Origin of the sequence: Rhodococcus tukisamuensis NBRC 100609 (assembly GCF_001894985.1) — a bacterium.
GTDB lineage: Bacteria > Actinomycetota > Actinomycetes > Mycobacteriales > Mycobacteriaceae > Rhodococcus_G > Rhodococcus_G tukisamuensis.
This window is the reverse complement of sequence record NZ_BCXG01000030.1, coordinates 36,230-55,568: the sequence shown is the minus strand read 5'-3', so window position 1 is coordinate 55,568 and position 19,339 is coordinate 36,230. Positions and strand designations below refer to the sequence as shown.

At 70.1% G+C, this 19,339-nt stretch carries 21 protein-coding genes, 1 pseudogene and 1 riboswitch; of the genes and pseudogenes, 7 read left to right on the top strand and 15 right to left on the bottom strand.

Annotated features, from left to right (window positions below):
* Positions 1–68: 68 nt before the first annotated feature.
* The 3 genes from RT2_RS22195 to RT2_RS22185 all read right to left on the bottom strand — a co-directional run bounded on the left by RT2_RS22195 (position 69) and on the right by RT2_RS22185 (position 3,188).
* Positions 69–968, bottom strand: a complete 900-nt coding sequence (locus RT2_RS22195) for a TauD/TfdA dioxygenase family protein (RefSeq protein ID WP_072846974.1) — start codon at positions 966–968, stop codon at positions 69–71.
* A gap of 85 nt (positions 969–1,053) precedes the next feature.
* Positions 1,054–2,028: a quinone oxidoreductase family protein gene (locus tag RT2_RS22190; RefSeq protein WP_072846973.1), complete on the bottom strand. Its 975-nt coding sequence runs from the start codon at positions 2,026–2,028 to the stop codon at positions 1,054–1,056.
* 134 nt (positions 2,029–2,162) lie between these two features.
* Complete coding sequence (locus RT2_RS22185) at positions 2,163–3,188, bottom strand: TauD/TfdA family dioxygenase (protein WP_072846972.1); 1,026 nt, start codon at positions 3,186–3,188, stop codon at positions 2,163–2,165.
* A 135-nt stretch (positions 3,189–3,323) separates the two neighbouring features.
* Here RT2_RS22185 and RT2_RS22180 point away from each other — a divergent pair, with 135 nt between their 5' ends.
* Positions 3,324–4,349: an AraC family transcriptional regulator gene (locus tag RT2_RS22180; protein WP_072846971.1), complete on the top strand. Its 1,026-nt coding sequence runs from the start codon at positions 3,324–3,326 to the stop codon at positions 4,347–4,349.
* 9 nt (positions 4,350–4,358) lie between these two features.
* Here the strand turns inward: RT2_RS22180 and RT2_RS22175 are convergent, their stop codons facing one another.
* On the bottom strand, positions 4,359–5,129 hold the full coding sequence (locus RT2_RS22175) for a (2Fe-2S) ferredoxin domain-containing protein (protein WP_174556742.1): 771 nt from the start codon (positions 5,127–5,129) through the stop codon (positions 4,359–4,361).
* A gap of 26 nt (positions 5,130–5,155) precedes the next feature.
* A riboswitch (cobalamin riboswitch) is annotated at positions 5,156–5,308 on the bottom strand.
* On the opposite strand from RT2_RS22175, the gene RT2_RS26645 reads away from it, so the two are divergent.
* The gene (locus RT2_RS26645) at positions 5,266–5,661 is read left to right on the top strand and encodes a hypothetical protein (protein WP_245709521.1); all 396 of its coding nucleotides are present in this window, start codon (positions 5,266–5,268) and stop codon (positions 5,659–5,661) included. (Overlaps the previous riboswitch by 43 nt.)
* A 40-nt stretch (positions 5,662–5,701) precedes the next feature.
* Here the strand turns inward: RT2_RS26645 and RT2_RS22165 are convergent, their stop codons facing one another.
* From RT2_RS22165 to RT2_RS22145, 5 genes are all read right to left on the bottom strand, one after another.
* Positions 5,702–5,899 (bottom strand): hypothetical protein, encoded by a 198-nt coding sequence (locus tag RT2_RS22165; RefSeq protein ID WP_072846969.1) that lies wholly within the window; start codon positions 5,897–5,899, stop codon positions 5,702–5,704.
* Between the two features lie 566 nt (positions 5,900–6,465).
* Positions 6,466–7,581 (bottom strand): DNA-processing protein DprA, encoded by a 1,116-nt coding sequence (dprA, locus tag RT2_RS22160; protein ID WP_072846968.1) that lies wholly within the window; start codon positions 7,579–7,581, stop codon positions 6,466–6,468.
* On the bottom strand, positions 7,578–9,101 hold the full coding sequence (locus tag RT2_RS22155; protein WP_072846967.1) for a YifB family Mg chelatase-like AAA ATPase: 1,524 nt from the start codon (positions 9,099–9,101) through the stop codon (positions 7,578–7,580). Before RT2_RS22155 ends, dprA begins: the two co-directional genes overlap by 4 nt.
* A complete protein-coding gene (locus tag RT2_RS22150; protein ID WP_072846966.1) occupies positions 9,101–9,457 on the bottom strand; it encodes a YraN family protein in 357 nt (118 codons plus the stop codon). The genes RT2_RS22155 and RT2_RS22150 overlap by 1 nt, the downstream gene beginning before the upstream one ends.
* A 188-nt stretch (positions 9,458–9,645) precedes the next feature.
* Positions 9,646–10,071 carry a PaaI family thioesterase gene (locus tag RT2_RS22145; RefSeq protein WP_217635627.1) on the bottom strand — a complete coding sequence of 142 codons (426 nt, stop codon included), beginning with the start codon at positions 10,069–10,071 and terminating at the stop codon, positions 9,646–9,648.
* Between the two features lie 105 nt (positions 10,072–10,176).
* Between RT2_RS22145 and RT2_RS22140 the strand changes: the two genes are divergently transcribed.
* Both RT2_RS22140 and RT2_RS22135 read left to right on the top strand, forming a co-directional pair.
* Positions 10,177–10,950, top strand: a complete 774-nt coding sequence (locus RT2_RS22140) for a DUF2786 domain-containing protein (RefSeq protein WP_072846980.1) — start codon at positions 10,177–10,179, stop codon at positions 10,948–10,950.
* Positions 10,947–11,462 carry a TIGR04338 family metallohydrolase gene (locus tag RT2_RS22135; RefSeq protein WP_072846965.1) on the top strand — a complete coding sequence of 172 codons (516 nt, stop codon included), beginning with the start codon at positions 10,947–10,949 and terminating at the stop codon, positions 11,460–11,462. The genes RT2_RS22140 and RT2_RS22135 overlap by 4 nt, the downstream gene beginning before the upstream one ends.
* 131 nt (positions 11,463–11,593) lie before the next feature.
* On the opposite strand, the gene RT2_RS22130 is transcribed toward RT2_RS22135, so the two are convergent.
* The 6 genes and pseudogenes from RT2_RS22130 to RT2_RS22105 all read right to left on the bottom strand — a co-directional run bounded on the left by RT2_RS22130 (position 11,594) and on the right by RT2_RS22105 (position 15,836).
* Positions 11,594–11,917 (bottom strand): DUF2469 domain-containing protein, encoded by a 324-nt coding sequence (locus RT2_RS22130; RefSeq protein WP_072846964.1) that lies wholly within the window; start codon positions 11,915–11,917, stop codon positions 11,594–11,596.
* 37 nt (positions 11,918–11,954) lie between these two features.
* Complete coding sequence (locus RT2_RS22125; RefSeq protein WP_083577548.1) at positions 11,955–12,701, bottom strand: ribonuclease HII; 747 nt, start codon at positions 12,699–12,701, stop codon at positions 11,955–11,957.
* Between the two features lie 20 nt (positions 12,702–12,721).
* A complete protein-coding gene (gene lepB, locus RT2_RS22120) occupies positions 12,722–13,480 on the bottom strand; it encodes a signal peptidase I (protein WP_072846963.1) in 759 nt (252 codons plus the stop codon).
* 89 nt (positions 13,481–13,569) lie between these two features.
* Complete coding sequence (gene rplS / locus RT2_RS22115; RefSeq protein WP_072846979.1) at positions 13,570–13,911, bottom strand: 50S ribosomal protein L19; 342 nt, start codon at positions 13,909–13,911, stop codon at positions 13,570–13,572.
* 84 nt (positions 13,912–13,995) lie between these two features.
* Positions 13,996–14,913, bottom strand: a pseudogene (locus RT2_RS22110) (hypothetical protein).
* On the bottom strand, positions 14,913–15,836 hold the full coding sequence (locus RT2_RS22105; protein WP_083577551.1) for a formylglycine-generating enzyme family protein: 924 nt from the start codon (positions 15,834–15,836) through the stop codon (positions 14,913–14,915). Before RT2_RS22105 ends, RT2_RS22110 begins: the two are co-directional and overlap by 1 nt.
* Before the next feature lie 453 nt (positions 15,837–16,289).
* On the opposite strand from RT2_RS22105, the gene RT2_RS22100 reads away from it, so the two are divergent.
* The 3 genes from RT2_RS22100 (at position 16,290) to RT2_RS22090 (ending at position 19,281) form a co-directional block, all read left to right on the top strand.
* A complete protein-coding gene (locus RT2_RS22100; protein WP_072846962.1) occupies positions 16,290–17,669 on the top strand; it encodes an FAD-dependent oxidoreductase in 1,380 nt (459 codons plus the stop codon).
* Positions 17,666–18,511, top strand: coding sequence for an alpha/beta fold hydrolase (locus RT2_RS22095; RefSeq protein WP_072846961.1), 846 nt, complete (start codon positions 17,666–17,668; stop codon positions 18,509–18,511). The genes RT2_RS22100 and RT2_RS22095 overlap by 4 nt, the downstream gene beginning before the upstream one ends.
* A 98-nt stretch (positions 18,512–18,609) precedes the next feature.
* The gene (locus RT2_RS22090; RefSeq protein WP_072846960.1) at positions 18,610–19,281 is read left to right on the top strand and encodes a GAP family protein; all 672 of its coding nucleotides are present in this window, start codon (positions 18,610–18,612) and stop codon (positions 19,279–19,281) included.
* Positions 19,282–19,339: the final 58 nt, after the last annotated feature.

The following is a 19,339-nucleotide window of genomic DNA, read 5'->3' as shown; positions in this document are numbered from 1 at the left end:
GCGTCGTCGTGAAAGTTCATGGAACTACTCCATTCGTATGAGGGTGAGGGGTGGTCAGATGTGACAGGTCAGAACGGCTTGTCGCCGACGATCCCGGCCCGCTCCATCTTTCGGACCGCGGGCCAGTAGTCCTGGACGGCGTAGTGCTGGGTGGAGCGGTTGTCCCAGATCGCAACGCTGTTCTTCGTCCACCGCCACCGGACCTGGTACTCCGGGATCGCGGCCTGGCTCGCCAGATAGTTCAGGAGATGGCTCGCACCCGGGGCGTAGTCGATCCCGTAACGGACGTTCTCGGGGGTGTGGTAGTTCACCAGGTGGGTGGCGAAGGAGTTGACGAAGAGGATCTTCTCGCCAGTCTCGGGGTGAGTCCGCACGACGGGGTGCTCGGCGTCGGGGAACCGCTCCTTGAGCGCGTGCCGCTTCTCCTCGGACAGCGCCGCACCGAAGCTCGCCTCGATGCTGTGCTTGGCACGCAGGTTCGCGATCTGCTCCTTGACGCGCTCGGGCAGCTTCTCGTAGGCGAGCGCCATGTTCACCCAGATGGTGTCGCCGCCGACCTCGGGTCCCTCGATGCACCGCAGCACGCAACCCATCGGCGGGTTCTCCCGCCACGTCGCGTCGCAGTGGTAGGCGTTCTCGTAGTGCTCGGGTGCGCTGTCGAGGTCCTTGTAGATCCGGACCAGGCCCGGGTGGTCCGGGTCGCTGCCCAGCGCCGGGTGGTTCTCGAGGGCACCGAATCGCTCGGCCAGCGCGACGTGTTCGTCACGGCTCATGTCCTGGTCCCGGAAGAACAGCACCTTGTGCTCGAGCAGCAGCGCCCGCAGCTCGGCGAACAGTGCCTCGTCCCGGGAGACGTCACCGAGGTTCACTCCGGACAGCTCCGCACCGATCGAGCAGGTCAGTCGCTCGACCTTGATCGACGAAGCGGGGGCGGGCGCCGTTTCCGGCGATGCGATGGTGGTGGTCATGACGATTCCTCTGGGGGTCGCTACTGCTGTGGCCGCGTCGGCGTCGGCCCCGGCAGAGAGGGGATGTGGGGGAAGGCTTTGGTCCTCAGACGGTGAAGACGGACGAACCGATGCTGCGGCCGGACTCCAGGTCGTGGTGCGCCTGGACCGCGTCCTCGAGCGCATAGCGCTGGTTGATGCCGATCTTGATGCGGCCCGCCTCGACGTGGGAGAAGAGCTCGCCCGCCAGCTCGGCGCGCTCGGCCGGGTCGGCGATGTAGTCGGCCAGCGCCGGCCGGGTCACGTAGAGCGAACCCTTGACGGCAAGCATCTGTGCGTTGATCGGCGGGGTCGGACCGGAGGCGGTGCCGAAGCAGACCAGCAGGCCGCGCCGCGCCAACGAGTCGAGCGAGATCTCGAAGGTCGACTGGCCGATGCTGTCGAACACGACCGGCACACCCTTGCCGTCGGTGATCTCCCGGACCCGGGCCACCACGTCTTCACGGGTGTAGACGATGACGTGGTCGCAGCCGTGTGCACGGGCGACCTCGGCCTTGGCGTCGCTCGACACGGTGCCGATCACGGTGATCCCGAGCAGCTTTGCCCACTGCGTGAAGATCAGGCCGACACCACCGGCGGCGGCGTGCAGCAGCACGGTGTCGCCGGCCTTCAGCGGGTGGATGCGACGCAGCAGGTAGGACGCGGTCAGCCCACGCATGGTCATGGCGGCCGCGGTCTCGAACTCGATCCCCTCGGGGAGCGCGATCAGCGAATCCGCCGGCATCACCCGCTCGGTGCTGTACGCGCCGAGCGGACTGCCCGTGTAGGTGACCCGGTCACCCTCCTTGAAGCCCTCCACACCGGCGCCGACCGCCTGGATCACACCGGCGGCCTCGACGCCCATCCCGGCGGGCAGCGCGGCGGGGTACAGGCCGCTGCGGAAGTAGGTGTCGGCGAAGTTGAGTCCGACCGCCTCGTGTCGGACGCGGACCTCGCCCGCTCCGGGCTCGCCGACCTCGACGGTCTCCCACTTCATGACTTCGGGGGCACCGGTCTCGTAGAAGCGAATGGCGTGCGCCACGGGTTCTCCAATCTTTGGATGCTCGACTCGTTCGGAGTTCGGCAGTTGAGGTCGGCCGCGGTGGGCAGCCTGGTCGGTGGTCGGGTGGACCGTCCCGGGTGCAGCCGGGCGATCCAAGGTCGAGTTGCCTTCGGTCAGTGGTCGCAGAGGCGCCGGTCGCGGGGCCGCGCGGGTACGGGGCCCGACGGCACGATCACGTCGCGTGGCGGGATGCCGCCCCGACCCGCGCCGGCGGCGTGATCGTCGCCGGCGACCAGGAAGTTCGGCGGCAGCGGTCGCCCCTGGCGCAGGCTCAACCAGAGGGTCAGCGGGTGCCGATCGGGATCCGTCACGCCGGTGTCCGCGGTCGAGTGCAGGGTCGTGTAGTTGTTCACGAGGAGCAGGTCGCCCGGCTCGAGGTCGATGTCGAACCGGAAGGCGTCGGAGCTCGTGAGGTCGTCGACCAGGTCGAGCAGCTCCTCCTCGGCGTGTCCCAGCCGCGGCACATCCGGGTGGCGTTGCGCGGCCGCGATGTCGCCGCGGGCGTACCGGACACTGAGCTTGTCGTCCGACCAGCACGCCATCGGCGTCGAGTAGTACGGCGCCCCGCCGGGCAGTTCCTCGCCCCGGCGATCGAAGTACCAGGGGCCGAACATGCGGTCGGCCAGGTCGGGGCGGCGACTCGAGACCTCGCGGTAGACCGCACCCGAGCTGACCACGGAGACGCGGTGGCGGGTTGCCAGGCAGAGCACCGCCTGGACGTCCGAGCCACCCGAGGCGAAGGCATCCGTCGTCGCACCGCTGGTCAGCTTCTGGCCCGAGGAGTTCTGCGAGACCGGGATTCCGAGGTGCTGCCCGATCCCCCAGAAGACGGTCCGGAGGTCGGCGCGGCCGTGGTGGGCCACCGGCAGTCCCTGCACCACCGCGAGCCCGTATCCGCTCTCCAGGTCCGCGGCGACGCGCTCGAGCATCTCGCCGAGAGTCGGCAGCGGGAAGAGCTCGCGGGTGACCTGCAGCAGCGGGGTGCTCTGGTTGCGCACGGAGGCGAGCGCCGTGTCCAACTCGGCGAGGTGGGCCGGGGAGATCGCGTAACGCCACGAGTCGTCGGCCGCGAGGTCGCGGGGCTGCCACGCCGTCGGTGCCGCGCCGGAGGCCTGCAGCACGCTCGTCGAGATCGTCATTGTCCGGCACCGCCCTTCCTCATGGTTTCGATGTGATGCAACAGACATTAGGTGCGGCGCCCATCACATGCTTCACTTAGCGGGACATGCAACACGTCATTTCGGGACATCACCCGGTTGAACGGAGCCAAGGTCTTGAAACCCCTCGCCAGATACGCGTCACTCAACCGCTACATCGAGCTCTGCCAGTCGGTCGGTGTCGACGCCGCCGCCCTGATGCGCGAGGTCGGCCTGAACCCCGCGGGCCTGTCGGTCCAGGACCAGTGGGCCTCCGCCGCCGCCATCGTCCGACTGCTCGCGAACTCGGCGGCGGCCTCCGGACGCGACGACTTCGGGCTGCGGCTGGCGGAGCTTCGACGGCTGTCCAACCTCGGCCCCCTCAGCCTGGTGATCCGGGAGGAGCCCGACGTCCGGAGCGCGTTGGAGGTGCTGATCCGCTACGAGCACACCTACAACGAGGCCCTGCGAATCCGGTTGACCGAGGCCAGCGGACTGGCCACGCTACGGATCGGCCTGGACCTCGGCGAGACCGTCGACTCCCGTCAGTCGATCGAGCTCGCCGTCGGCGCGACCCATCAGATCCTTCGCGGCTTCCTCGGCTCCCGCTGGCAGCCCGTCACGGTCGGTTTCACGCATCCCGCGCCGGCAGACACCAGCACGTATCGCCGAATATTCGGCAACACAGTGGAATTCGAGTACGAGACCACGGGCATCGTGTTCTACGCCAACGATCTCAATGCCCCGAACCAGCTGTCCGACGAGCTGCTGCGGCCCTACGCCCGGCAACTTCTCGACGCGCTCCCCGCCTCCACGGAGACGACGGCGCTGGACCGGACCCGCGAGCTGATCGAGGTCCTGTTGCCCACCGGCCGCTGCTCCGTCGAGCAGGTCGCCCGGAGCCTCGGGGTGGACCGGCGGACCGTGCACCGGCAGCTCGCGGCCTCCGGCGAGACGTTCACCTCGGTGCTCAACTCGGTGCGCATCTCGTTCGCCGAACGGTTCGTGACGAACCCGCGGTACTCGCTGACCGAGGTCGCTCTGCTGCTGGGGTTCTCCACCCCCGGCAGCTTCACGAGGTGGTTTCGAAGCCAGTTCGATCAGACACCCAGCGAGTGGCGCGCCGTCCAGATCGGCTTCCGCGAGGGATCCGGCACTCGGTGAGCGCCGCCGTCAGTCGTCGAAACCCCCGCGAACCCGCTTGTCCGTGAGTTCGTCCGTCCCGTCCACCAGGTCCGCCACCAGGGCCTTCGCGTCGTCCGGGTCGAGCCCGGCGAACCACTCTCCGCGGGGGTAGACCACCGCCAGCGGCCCCAGGTTGCACGGGCTCAGGCAGCCCGACGCGGTCACCATCGGTGCGTGCTGCGGCGCCGCCTTCGCGGCCGCGGTCAGCGCGCGGTACACCGGCCCCGCCCCGAAGGCCATGCACCGAGGCCCCCTGCACACCAGCACGTGGTCGCGGTGCGGCTCGATCACCGACCAGGCCGGGCTCCGGTACGAAGCGGGGCTCGCCGTGACCGCCGACCCCGTGCCGTCGCAGGCCGACGCCACCGCCGCGGCGACGGCCGACTCGGCATCGAGGTCCACGTCGAGGGTGACCAGGAGGTCGGCGCCGGCGCGCGTCTCGCGCCAGTTCGCGACGGCCTTCTGCGTCCAGGTGATCAGGTAGCGGTCGCGCGGGACCGCCACCGGCATCAGCAGCACCGCGCCCAGTCCGTCTGCGACGGCCGCGTCGAGGGCGTCGTGCAACGTCGGGGTGGCGGCGTCCAGGTAGGCCAGCGTGACGTCGCCGTCCCGGTGGCCGCGCACCTCGCGCAGCAGCCGCTCCGCGGACTTCTCGTCGACCCCGCTGACCGTCGGCCGCAGCACCAGGACGGTCCGCCTGCCTCGGCGGCCGGAGTGCTCTTCTCGTGGCGCGGACAGGGCTCCGCCTACAACATTCATCGTGTGATCGGTCCATCCTCGTGGCGTGATCGAGCGTCGACGAGGGTGGTATCTGGCTACGTGCCTCCCGCGGGGAGGCATTCACAGTGGCGGGACCGCGCCGGATTCGCACCGGCTTCCCATGACCTCGACGATCATGACCGCTGCAGGCTATCGCACCCGCACCCGCACGAATCCGACCGTCCCCGCGACCGTTTCGCCTCACCGCCGGAACCAACCTGTCTCGTCCGAGTCGATCAACCCGCTCATCTCCAACACCGGCAACGCGCCCCGCACCGAGTTCAGCGGCAACCCCGACCCCTCCGAGAGTTCCCGCACCCCAACCGAACCCGACGCCGGGAACGCCTCGTACACCTGCGCCGACGTCCTGTTTCCGTTGGACGACGGCACCCCCTCGGCAGAGGGGGCCTGCAGCGTGCTGTTCCACGCGCTCGATAAGGCGTTCAAGGTGGGCGAGTTCGCCACCTCGGCGTTCGACCGACTCTGCAACGGAGCCCCCGTCACGACGGGTGATCTGTCCGAGCTGGCGTGAGCTAGGGCGGCTCTACAGGCTGCTCAGTACATGCCCGGTACTACTCCGGGCGCTCCTCGCCCGAGTCCGGCAACTCCTCGACTACGACAGGCTCAGGCTGCATCTTCAGAAACTCCGAGCGTGGCAGAGCGCACGGGACAGGTAGATCCTCGAGTATGTCCTGGTCAGCGGCGGATGCCGCAAAGAACGCATCGAGGCCGTCGGCGACCGGTCCCGTCCCAGTGTCTTCAGTCTGCATCGGCACATCGTAAGTCCGGGACCCGACAACACGAAGCCGCCGAGGCCAGAGCCTGTGTCTCCGCAGGTCAGAGTAGGTAACGGCACCCCAAGGGGATTACCCCTACCCCCGTTCCTGACCGGGCGGTAATGCGGACGCCCCATCACGTGCGGTTTTCAGAACCTGATTTTTCACCAGATTCCCTGATCAGGGCCTATTTCCGTGACCATCCCCAGGTGGCTACGCCGCGCGCTCCGTTTCGCAGGCATCGCCCTCATTGCCTTCGTCGCTGGCATCGTCGGCAGCGCAGTCTTCCGCTTCGCAACCGGCACCCGATACTCGGTAGATCAGTGAATGCGGCCGGCACGTGGGCGGCTGGTGCCGCTACGACCTTCACTGCTGGCGTCGCTGTATATCAGACGATCCGAGCCAATCGACAAGCCCGCGATACCGAGTGGGACTGCCCCCACTTCGGTTGATTTGGCCTGCCCCAAGGCTTCTACCCAACTCGGTGTGGGCATCGGTCCTCACTGAGAAGCCTCGACCACGCCCTGACCGAATCCGACCGTCCCCGCGACCGTTTCGCCTCACCGCCGGAACCAACCCGTCTCGTCCGAGTCGACCAACCCGCTCATCTCCAGCACCGGCAACGCGCCCCGCACCGAGTTCAGCGGCAACCCCGACCCCTCCGAGAGTTCCCGCACCCCAACCGAACCCGACGCCGGGAACGCCTCGTACACCTGCGCCGCGCGGCTCGACAGCCCGTCCAGCCGGCGCGCCGGACCGGACTCCGGCTCCCCCACCCCGACCGGCCCCGCCGCCTCGGTGACGTCCGCCGCCCGCGCCGCCAGCCGCGCCTCGCCGTCCCGGATCATCCGGTGACAGCCCACCGACGCCGCGGAGGTCACCGGCCCCGGCACCGCCAGCACCGGCCGGCCCAGCCGCGCGGCCCAGGCTGCGGTGTTGCGGGCCCCGCTGCGGGCGCCGGCCTCGACCACCAGGACCGCGTCCGCCAGCGCTGCGACCAGCCGGTTCCGCGCCAGGAACCGGTGCCGGGCCGGCGGCGTCCCGGGCGCGTACTCGCTGACCACCAGGCCCTCCTTCGCGATCTCCCGCAGCAGTCGCCCGTGGCCCGCGGGGTACGCCCGGTCCACCCCGCAGGCCAGCACCGCCACGGTCGGCGTGCCCGCCGCCAGCGCCGCCCGGTGCGCGGCGCCGTCGATGCCGTAGGCCGCCCCGGAGACCACGGTCCAGCACTCCCCCGCCAGGTCGTCGACGAACTGACTCGTCGCGTGCTCGCCGTAGCCGCTGGCCGCCCGGGTCCCCACCACCGCGACCGCGCGTTCGGTCAGCTCCGCCACCAAACCGCAGCCGAGCACCCACAGCGCCAGCGGCGGCGCCGACTCCCGGTCCGCCCGGGGCTCGACCCCGTCGAAGGCGAGCAGCTTCCACTCCGGCCAGTCCTCGTCGTCGGGGGTCAAGAGCCGACCGCCGAGCCGCTCGACCAGCGCGAGGTCCCGCTCGGCCGTGTCCAGGTGCCGGCGCGCCTGCGTCCGCGCGCGCAACACCTCCGGCAGCTCCGCCCCACGCACGGCCCGCGCGGCCTCCTCGGGCCCGACCGCCCGCACCAGCTCCACCAGCGGCGCGCACGGCCCCTGCGCCACCCGGGACAGGTACGCCCAGGCCGCCGCCCTGGTGTTCACGCGCCGCTCCGATCCCTGAAGCCCAGCTCCCGGAAGCCCAGCGCCAGGCCAACCTCGTCCTCGCCCGGCACCGACAGTCCCTCCAGGTCGGACAGCGTCCACGCCACCCGCAGCGCGCGGTCCGCGCCGCGGGCGGTGATCTGGCCCTCCCGCAGCCCCCTTTCCAGTGGCACGAGGGCCCGCCGGGACAGCCGAAAGCGTTGCCGCAGGGCGGGACCGGGCACCTCGGCATTGGTGCGCCACCCGAACTCCTGCCAGCGCGCGACGGCGGCGGCGCGTGCGGTCGACACCCGCTCGCGCACCGACGCGGTGGACTCCGCGGCGTCGCCGTTTAGCGCCCCGACGGACAGCTCGCGCATCCGCACCCGCAGGTCCACCCGGTCCAACAGCGGCCCCGACAGCTTGCCGAGGTAGCGCCGGCGGACGGTCGGGGTGCAGATGCAGTCCACCTCCCGCGGCGGTGCGCAGGGGCACGGGTTCGCGGCGAGGACCAGCTGGAACCGCGCCGGGTAGCGTGCCACACCGTCGCGGCGGGCGATCCGCACCTCGCCGTCTTCGAGCGGGGTGCGCAGCGCCTCGAGCGCCTTGACGCCCAGTTCGGCACACTCGTCGAGGAACAGCACGCCGCGGTGCGCCCGGCTCACCGCGCCGGGCCGGGCCATCCCGGAGCCGCCGCCGACCAACGCGCTGACCGAGCAGGTGTGGTGCGGGGCCACGAACGGCGGCTCGGTGATCAACGGCCGTTCGGTGGTGAGCAGGCCGGCCACCGAGTGGATCGCCGTCACCTCCAGCGCCTCCCCGTCGCTCAGGGCCGGCAACACACCCGGGAGCCGTTGCGCCAGCATGGTCTTGCCGATCCCGGGCGGGCCGGTCAGCATCAGGTGATGGGCGCCGGCTGCGGCGATCTCCAACGCGAGGCGGGCCTCCCCCTGGCCCGCGACATCGCTGAGGTCCGCCGTCACCGGCTCCGGGTCCGCCTGCATCGGTGTCGGCGCGGTCAGCTTCAGCTCCCCGCGCAGCCAGCAGATCACCTCGCCGAGGTCGCGCGCCCCCAGCACCTCGATGCCGTCGACCAGGCCCGCCTCCGCCAGCGCCGGGTACGGCACCACCACCGACGGCCAGCCGGCCTGCTTGGCGGCGAGGACCGCGGGCAGCACCCCTCGCACCGCCCGCAGTCTCCCGTCCAGGGCGAGCTCCCCGAGCAGCACGCTGCGGTCGAGGTCCGCCGCCGGCACCCGGCCGTCCGCGACCAGCACCGCGCAGGCCAGCGCGAGGTCGTACATGCTGCCGCCCTTCGGCAGGGTGGCGGGCGAGAGCGCCAGAATCACCCGCGAATCCGGCCACTTCTCACCGGAGTTGGCGACCGCGGCGCGCACCCGGTCCCGTGACTCCTGCAGCGCGGTGTCCGGCAGGCCCACCAGGTGGACCCCGGGCAGGCCCCGGCCGATGTCCGCCTCGATCTCCACCAGCTGCCCCTCCACCCCGCGCACCGCCACCGAGTGCGCGCGCCCCAGCGTCATCAGAACACCGCCCGGAGGTGTTCGAGCGTCGGCTCGTGGCCGGGCTCGACCAGCACCGAGACCACGTCGAAGCGCACCCGCGTCCAGCCCCGCGGCTGCTCCCTCAGCCACAGTCCGGCCAGCCGCCGTATCCGCGACTGCTTCGCGAAGGTCACCGCCTCCGCCGGGGTGCCGTAGCCGCGGCCGGACCTCGTCTTCACCTCGACGAAGACCACCGTGTCGCCGTCCGTGGCGATCACGTCCAGCTCGCCGTAGCGGCACCGCCAGTTCCGTTCGAGGATCGTCATGCCGCCGGCGGCGAGGTGACCGGCGGCCAGGTCCTCGCCCTGTGCGCCCAATTCCAGGTTTCGTGCCATGGCCCGACGATGCCCCGCCGACCCGGTAGGCGGTCCCGGGTCACCACCGGAAACGTCCACCCTGTGGACAGATCTGGCGGCTGTGGACAACCGCGGTGCGGGGCTCTGACCTCGGCCGATCGCGGCCCCGCGGGATCAGCGGGCGGCCCGCGGCGACGCGTTTGCCGATTCTCCCGGCCCGGCCGCCGTCACACCGGGAAGACGGTCCCCTGCGCGACCGCGCACAGCCTGCTGCTGCCGTCCTCGGCGACCGTCTCCAGTTCGCACGCGCAGACCGCGCGGCGGCTGCCGGCGTGCACCACCCACGCCGTCGCGCGCAGCGTCGGCCCGTCCGCGGGCCGCATGTACTCGATGGTCATCCCACCGGTGAGCACCGCCGGGCCCAGCACCGTCCCGCCCGCGTAGGTCAGCGCATTGTCGGCCGCGTAGGCGAGGACGCCGCCGTGCAGAAACCCGTTCTGCTGCAACAGCTCCGGCCTCGTGTCCAGCTCGATGCGTGCACCGTCCGCATCGAACGAGACGAGGCGGGCACCCAGCAGGACGCTGAAGGGCTGCGACGCGAGGTGAGCGCGCGCCGCCTCGAGACCGATGTGCATGTCGGCGTCGTCCACCATGTCTCCTCTGCTCGATGTACCGGCAGCGTGAATTGTGCCCTCGTCGGCGCCGCAACGACAGGCACACCGCCGCCGGTGTCGGTCACGGCGTCTACCCTCGTCGGCGTGAGTTCCGAGAAGATGTTGGCCCGGATCGGCGGGCTGCTGCGCCAGGCCGAGTCCACCACGAACCCGCACGAGGCCCAGGCGTTCATGGAGGCCGCCCAGCGCCTTGCGACGGTCACCTCGATCGACCTCGCGGTCGCGCGGGCGCACACCTCACGCCGGGAGCAGCGCGTCTCCCCCGTCCAGCGCGCCATCCGGATCGGCGAGACCGGCAGGAAGGGGCTGCGCACCTACGTGCACCTGTTCGTCAGCATCGCCGCGGCCAACGACGTGCAGTGCGACGTCGCGCACAACTCCACCCAGGTGTTCGCGTACGGCTTCGGTACCGACATCGACGCCTGCGAGGCGCTGTACGCCGGGCTGCTGGTGCAGATGGTGCGGGCCTCCGACGCCTTCCTCGCCTCGGGCGCGCACCGGCCGGTCGCCGGCGTCACCGCCCGGCTGAACTTCCAGCTGGCGTTCGCCGCCCGAATCGGCGAGCGGCTGGCCACCGCCAAGGCGGCCGCCGAGGCCGACGCGGTACGCGACACACCCCCGGGCGAGGGCGGCCAACCGACCGGGACCGCGCTGGTGCTGCGGGACAAGCAGGTCGAGCTGGCCGACTTCTATGCCCAGACGTCCTCGGCCCGCGGCTCCTGGCGCGGCGCCCGGGCCACCGCGGGGCACTCCTCGAAGGCCCGCCACGCCGGCGACCGGGCCGGCCGGGTGGCTCGTCTCGGCCAGGCGCCCGAGCTGCCGTCTGCGCGCCGGCAGCTCTCCGGCCCCGCGCGGTGAGCGCTCCCCGGGACGGCCAGCGCTCCCGCGTGTACGAGGCGGAGACGGTGGTGCGCCGCATCTTCGACCGCGCGGACGCCGGCACCGGCCGTGAACTCGAGCTGTTCGGCTCGCGGATCACGCTGCCGGTGGAGCGGAAGTTCGCGTCCGTGGAGTCGGTGCAGGACTACCTCGACCGGGTGCGGGCCCTGAACTGGGTGCGCGCCGACTGGCCCCGGGCTGCCGAACCGGTCACCGTCCGCGCGCGGGCCGGCGCGACGGCCGCGCACTACGAGCCGGCGACCGCCACCGTGGCCGTACCGCTGCACCGCCGCGGCAGCTCCTGGGCGCTGCGGGAGCTGGTGGTGCTGCACGAGTTGGCGCACCACCTCGAACCGGACGACACCGAGCTGGCGCCGCACGGGCCCGAGTTCGTGGGCCGCTACCTCGACCTGGTCGACGGGATCCTCGGCGGCGAGGCCGCGTTCGTGCTGCGGACCACCCTGCTCGAGAACGGCGTCACCGTCGCCTGAGGTCGACGCTCACCGGTCTCGCGCACATACCCCTTGTCGCCATCACACCCCCGTTGAACGCTCAACGGGGGTGTGATGGGGACAGCAGGTGTGTGAACGCGGCCGATCCGAGCCGCGCTCGCGCACGGGCGCTAGTCGCCGAACGGGCCGTTCTCGGGCAGCCGCAGGTCGGACTTCTCCAGCTCCTCGACGTTCACGTCCTTGAACGTGATCACCCGCACGTGCTTGACGAACCTGGCCGGGCGGTACATGTCCCACACCCAGGCGTCGGCCATCCGCACCTCGAAGTAGATCTCCCCGTCCGCGTTGTGCGGGATCAGCTCCACCGAGTTCGCCAGGTAGAACCGGCGTTCGGTCTCGACGACGTAGGCGAACTGGCCGACGATGTCCTTGTACTCACGGTAGAGCGACAGCTCCATCTCCGTTTCGTACTTCTCGAGATCTTCGGCACTCATCGGCTTCGACGTCCTCCTGCTCTGGGGTGAATCACCATCATCGCGCACCGACGGCCGCGGTGTACATTTCGCCTGCTGTTCGCCCGCCCACACTTCCGCCCGCGACCTCGGCTGCGACCTCGGCTGCGGGCCGGGCCGACCGGGCCGCGGCGACGTTCGCGTACGACATCCGGTGCTCGTGACTGGGCCCGAGTGCGGCCATCGCCGCGGTGTGCGCGGCCGTGCTGTAGCCCTTGTGCCCGGCAAAACCGTAGCCCGGGATCGTCTCGTCCAGCGCGACCATGGTCCGGTCCCGCGAGACCTTGGCGAGCACGCTGGCGGCGGCGATGCAGGCCGCGGCGGCGTCACCGCCGATCACCGGAAGCGACGGCGCGGGCAGCCCCGGCACCCGGAACCCGTCCGTCAGAACGTATCCCGGCGCCGGCGACAGCCCGGCCACCGCGCGGCGCATGCCCTCGATGTTGGCGACGTGCACCCCCAGCCGGTCGACCTCCCACGCCGGGATCTCCACGATGCACCAGGCCCGGGCGAGCCGCTGGATCACCGGGAAGAGCTCCTCCCGTACCCGTTCGGTCAGTCGCTTCGAGTCGTCGAGCCCGGCGAGCGCCGCGTGCGGCTTCGGTCCCAGCACGCACGCCGCCACCACCAACGGACCGGCGCACGCGCCCCGGCCCGCCTCGTCGACGCCCGCGACCGGTCCGAGCCCGGTGCGGATGAGAGCGGACTCCATCGTCCGCAGGCCGGCGGCTCTGCGAATGACGGTCCGTGGTGGCCAACTGCTCACGTGCTCAGGTACTCGGTTTCTCAGTTGCTCTGGATGTCGGGCGAATCGATCAGCCCCCACCGCGACGGCGGCAGGACGATCGCGACGGCCTTGCCGATGACATTGTCCACCGGCACGGTGCCGTTGTACTCGTCGCCGACGTGGTAGCGCGAGTCCGCGGAATTGCTGCGGTTGTCGCCCATCACCCACAGGTTGCCCTCGGGCACCGTGTACGGCCCGAAGCAGCGACCCGACTTGAGCGGGGTGTCGCAGGTCTGGACGCCCGGGGTGAAGGGGAAGTCGGTGACCACGTAGTTCTCGTCCAACGGCTTGCCGTCGACGAGGATCCGGCCCTGTTCGTCACAGCACTCGACCGTCTGGCCGCCGGTGGCGATCACGCGCTTGACCAGGTCGTTTTCGTCCGGCGGCACCAGGCCGACCATCGAACCCACTTCCTGGATCCCGCGGATCACCGCGTTGTCGGAGCGGGTGGACGTCCAGCCGCCGTTCCAGGACTCCGGACCCTTGAACACCACCACGTCACCGGGACTCGGGTCGCCGAATCGGTAGCCGATCTTCTCGACGAAGATCCGGTCTCCGGTACATCCGGCGCAGCCGTGCAGGGTGGGTTCCATCGACTCCGACGGAATCAGGTACACGCGACCGACGAAGGTCTGCAAGAGGAAGCTCATCAACAGGGCGACGAGGATGAGAATGGGCAGCTCCCGCAAGAACGAGCGGGGCTTCTTCTGCGGCTTCTCCGACGTCGCGTCGGGGCCGTCTGCGCCGGCTGAGGGCACTGTCGATTCGTGCGGGGTATCTACCACTGGAACAGGTTAGCCCGGCCCGGGAAACCCGGACCGGGCTAACTCTGAATGGAGCTGAAAGCTCAGCGCTTTTCCTTGATCTTCGCGGCCTTGCCACGGAGGTCGCGCAGGTAGTACAGCTTGGCGCGACGCACGTCACCGCGGGTCAGCACCTCGATCTCGGCGATGTTGGGGCTGTGCACCGGGAAGGTGCGCTCGACGCCGACGCCGAAGGAAACCTTGCGGACGGTGAAGGTCTCGCGGACGCCGCCGCCCTGGCGACGGATCACGACGCCCTTGAAGACCTGCACGCGCTCCTTCGAGCCTTCGATGACCTTGACGTGCACGTTCAGGGTGTCACCGGGACGGAACGCGGGAATGTCCTCGCGGAGGGACTTGGCGTCCAGGAAGTCCAGAGTGTTCATCGATTGATCCATCCTTGCGTTTTCGCGTGAGTAGAGGAACCGAGCGGCACCGCGTGAACGGTCCTCGGCTGGTTCGTACTCCGATTAGGTCGGTGTGCCTGTGACAGGCAACCCGTCAATTGTGCCAGACGTGCACGTCGCGGACGAAACCGGGCGTCAGCGGACGGCGTGCTCGCGCGGCGGGGGCGGCGGCGCCGCATGCACGGTGCGTTCGAGTTCCACCTCGGTGGCGGCCACCGCGTGCGCGACGCTCGGCTTGCCGGCGATCAGGTCCTGCACGTAGATCTTGGCCCGGATCATCGGCCGGCGGTACCGCTTCTCCCGTTCGAGTGCGCGCCGCATCTTCTTCGGCTTGTCCGCGTACCGCCACCGCGCCCAGGGTGCACCGGGCCGGCTCAGCCGGATCGACCCGACCAGCAGCATCGGGAAGAAGAACATCCCGAACAGACCGGTCCAGATCTTGCCCTTCGCGATCACCACGGCGGCGACCGCGAGACTGATCAGGACGCCCACCGCGAGCACCACCCGCACCCAGGCCTCGGGGTTGTCGCGGAAGTCCGAGACGTTGACGATCGCGTCGGGCCGGGCGCCGACGAGCAGCAGTCCCGTCACCGCGAGTGCCACGAACACCGCGTCCACCGAGGCCCGCCCCTGCTCCTCCCAGTACACGTCCTTCAGGTAGAAGATCAGGGCGAACTCGTCGAGGACCAGCGCCGCCCCGATCCCGAAGCAGGCCGCCAACGCGGCACCGGTGGTCTGGGTGCCGTCCTCGTACACGGCGATCAGCGCGACCCCCGAGACCAGCATCGCGATCACCCCGAACACCATGTGGTGCACGTGCTGGCCGCCGGGCGTGACGTTCCCGGGCCACCACCGCACCTTCGCGCGGATCATCCGCACGCTCAACCGGATGAACACGAAGCCGCCGATGAAGCCCAGCAGGAAGAACAGCAGCGGCAACCGGCCGTGCGCGATGATCTCGTCCTGCAGCCAGCGGTGCATCAGCCCGGTCCCTGCCCCCGCACCACGCACCGGAAGCCCACGTGGCAGGTCGAGGTCTCCTCGGTCTCGCCCTGGCGGGCCGCGGGCCGGTAGCGCAGGCAGTAGTTCGGGGCGCACAGGTGCGAGCCGCCCTTGATCACCCGGCGCGGGTACACCTCCCCGTCGCGCGGGGCGGCCGCATCGATCCTCGGGTTGCTGGGGATGCAGCACGAACTCGCGGGCGCGACGTTCTTGCCGCTGACGCTGTGGTCCGCGGTGTGGAAGTCCGTCGTCCACTCCCACACGTTGCCGGCCATGTCGACCAGGCCGTACCCGTTGGGCCGGAAGCTGCCGACCGGCGAGGTGCCGACGAAGCCGTCCTCGGCCAGGTTCTCCCACGGGAACTGGCCCTGCCAGGTGTTGGCCTGCTGGCGGCCACCGGGGGTGTACTCGTCACCCCAGGAGTACACGGCCCGGTCCAGCCCGCCGCGGGCCGCGAACTCCCACTCCGCCTCGGTGGGCAGGTCCTTGCCCGCCCAGGCCGCGTAGGCCAGCGCATCGGTGTGCGCGACGTGCGTCACCGGATGTCGTTCGCGCCCACCGACATTGCTCTGCGGGCCTTCGGGGTGACGCCAGTCGGCGCCCGGCACCCAGGACCACCACTGGTGGTAGTCGTCGAGCGAGACCGGTCCGGGCGGCGGCGTGAACACGAGCGACCCCGGCACCAGCAGCGCCGGGTCCGCGTCGGGGTAGTCGGCGGCGTCGGGCGCGGTCTCGGCGACCGTGACGTGCCCGGTGTCCTTGACGAACCGGCGGAACTCGGCGACCGTCACCTGATGGGTGTCCATCCAGAACCCGTCCACCTGAACCTGGTGGACCGGACGCTCCTCCGGGTAGAAGTCCTCGGAGCCCATCCAGAACAAGCCGCCAGGCACCCATGACATGTTTTTCGGTGAGCCGGCCTCGAGCATTCCAGCGTTCGGCGACTCGACCTTCACGGACTTGATGTTCGAAGCCATGGGACGAAGCATGTCATCTCGACGGCACCCCGCGCAGCCGCCCACGGTCACCCGTTTCGGGTGGTCCCTGCCACCGCACCCGTCGCAGGTAATCCTGCTTTACGCGGATGTGCGTCGGGTTCACGCCGCACCAGGCGATGCCGGAATACAGGTAGTCGACTACTCAGGCCGGCACGTCGTGCGGTCCCTACCGTTGTCGGTGAGAGTTGCACTCGGTCTGAGCTGGTTGAGGTGGCATGCCCGACTTCACGGCGGCAGTGCCACTCCCGCAATCGAGATCCACGATCGCAAGTCGGATGCGTGTATATCCGCTCTGACAGAGGGCGACACCACGCGGCGTGGCATGCCTGGTGCTCCGCCGGAAGGGGCGAACGAGCGATGACGAAAATCGGTGACCATGCGGTTGTAGTCGGGGCAAGCATTGGAGGGTTGCTCGCCGCGCGGGTTCTGACCGACTTCTACGGGACCGTTACCGTGGTGGAGCGGGATGTGCTGCCGGATGATCCCGGACACCGACGTGGAGTGCCGCAGGGCCGACACGGTCATGCCCTGCTGGCGCGTGGCTCGCAGATCATGGGCGAGCTTTTCCCCGGGTTGCTCGACGAGCTGGTGGCGGGCAGCGCACCCGTCCTCGCCGACGGGGACTTCTCCAGGTTCTACTTCTCACCCGGCGGGCATCTGATCGTCCGGTCCGGCATCGCACGGGACCCCGATCCTGTGTATGTCCCGAGCCGGCCGTTTCTCGAAGGCCAGGTCCGGCGTCGGCTGCGGGCAATCGCGAATGTGACGATGATGGACGGCCACGGCATTGTCGAGTTGACGGCGGCGGACCGGGACCGTGTCACCGGAGGACGGGTGGTGAACCGCGCCGGAGGCGGCAGCCGGACGTTGACAGCGGACCTGGTCGTCGATGCGACGGGTCGCGGCTCGCGCACACCGGCCTTCCTCGAACATCTTGGATACGGCCGCCCCGACGAGGACCACGTCGTCGTGGACGTGGCCTACGCCAGCCAGCTGCTGCGGATCCCGCCGCGCACGCTGCGCGAGGGAATCGTCCTCGTCGGCGCCCGGCCGGGCCGGCCGACGGGGATGGCCCTGTTCGGCTACGAGAACGACACCTGGCTGTTCACCGTCGCGGGAATGGCCGGACGTGAGCCGCCCCGAGAACTAGCCGAGATGATCGCTTTTGCAGAGGAGTTCGGCCCGGCCCACGTGTTGGCGGCAATACGGGACGCCGAACCGATTGGCGAGGTGGCAAGGCACCGCCTCCCCTCCAACCAGTGGCGGCGCTACGACAGGATGCGCCGGTTCCCGGACGGCCTGCTGGTCTTCGGTGATGCCATCTGTAGCTTCAACCCGCTCTACGGGCAAGGCATGACGGTCGCGGCGCTGGAAGCGGTGACGCTGCGCGGCTGCCTGCAGCGCGGCGATCGCGACCTGCCCCGACGGTTCTTCCGGGCGGCCTCGAAACCGATCAGCGTGGCCTGGCAGATCGCCGTCGGTGCCGACCTGGCGCTGCCGGAGGTGGAAGGACCACGACCGTTGCCGGTGCGGATCAGCAACGCCTATGTCGAGAAGGTCTTGACCGCCGCCGAATCCGACACCGCTGTCGCCCGACAGTTCCTCCGGGTCACGGGATTTCTCGACCCACCGGCCCGCCTGGTGCACCCGACCGTCATGGCCCGCGTCGTCATCGCAAACCGCCGCCGGCGTCGGCGAGCCAATCGCGCGCCGGCGATGACCGGAGCGGTGCGATGAACACCGCCCTGATCCGGGAACGCGACGTGACCGTCGACGGTATCCGCACAGTGCTGCGCGAGGCCGGACCGAGGGACGCCTCGGAGGCCGTCGTGTTCTGCCACGGCAACCCTGGCCCCAGCGAGGACTGGATCGGGCTGATCGGTCGGGTGGGCCTGTTCGCCCGTGCGGTGGCATGGGACGCGCCGGGTTTCGGCCGGGCCGACAAGCCAAAAGAGTTTCCACACACAGTGGAGGGCCACGCGGCGTTCATCGGCTCGGTGGTGGACGAGCTCGGCATCGACCGGGTGCACCTGGTGGTGCACGACTTCGGCGCCTGGGGCTTGGAATGGGCGGCCACCCACCCGGACCGATTTGCCAGCGCAGTCATCATCAACAGCGGCGTGCTGATCGGCTACCGCTGGCATTGGATGGCGCGGGTTTGGCAAACTCCGCTTTTGGGTGAGCTGTTCATGGCCACGTCCAGCCGCGCTGGCATCCGGCTCATCATGGGCAAGACAGACCCGAAGTTGACGCGAGGGCAGGTCGACCGCATATACAACGCGATGAGCGACCCCGCGACCAAACGGGCGGTGCTGCGCCTCTACCGAGCCTCCAAACGAACAACTTTCGCCGCGTGGGCGGAGCACACTGCCGCCCGGTTGCGTCCCCTGGACCGACCTGCGCTGGTCGCCTGGGGTGCGGACGACCGATTCGTCCCAGTTCGATACGCGGAAGGCAACCGGAGCTCCTTCCCGCGGGCCGAGATTGCGACAATTGACGGAAGTGGTCACTGGCCATTCCTCGACAACTCCCGGCTGGTAGAGGACATCGTGTGCAAATTCCTCCAGCCCCTACTGTGATTGGCCTCGCGCTTTCACGCTGACGGAGCGCAATGCCCGCCCACAGTCACCCTTGTCGGGTGGTTCCCCGGACGGCACCGGCTGAGAGCATCCCAATCATGGGAACAGCAATCGGTGACATTCTTCCCCTCGCCCTCGGTGTCGCGATCAGCCCGATCCCGATCATCGCGGCGATCCTGATGCTGCTGACGCCGAAGGCGGGCAGCACCGCAACCTCCTTCGCCGTCGGCTGGGTGCTGGGCATCGCGGTGGGCTACGCGGTGTTCGTCGCGATCGCGAGCGCGGTGGACCTGAGCGCCGGCGACGGCGGCAACGCCACCACCGCGACGGTGAAGATCGTCCTCGGTGTGGCGCTGCTCGGGCTCGCGGTCAAGCAGTGGCGCGGCCGCCCGCGGCCCGGCGAGGAACCGACGATGCCGGGGTGGCTCGCCGCGATCGACAAGGTCACCCCCGGCAAGGCCCTCGGCCTGGGCTTCGCGCTGTCCGCGGTGAACCCGAAGAACCTGCTGATGATCGTCGGCGCGGCGGTGGCCGTCGCGCAGCTCGGCGTCAGCGGCGGGACACTCGTCGTCACCGGGATCGTGTTCACCGTGCTGGCCGCCAGCACGGTGGCGGTACCGGTGATCGCCTACTTCGCCGCCCGCGAGCGCGCGACGGCGTGGCTGCAGGACCTCAAGGCCTGGCTGACCGCCAACAACGCGGCCGTGATGGCGACGCTGCTGCTGGTGATCGGCGTGGTGATGATCGGCAAGGGCCTCGGCGGCTACTGAACCTTCGGCGCTCGTGCGCGGTTTGCGGGTCCGGACCCGCAAACCGCGCACGAGCAGC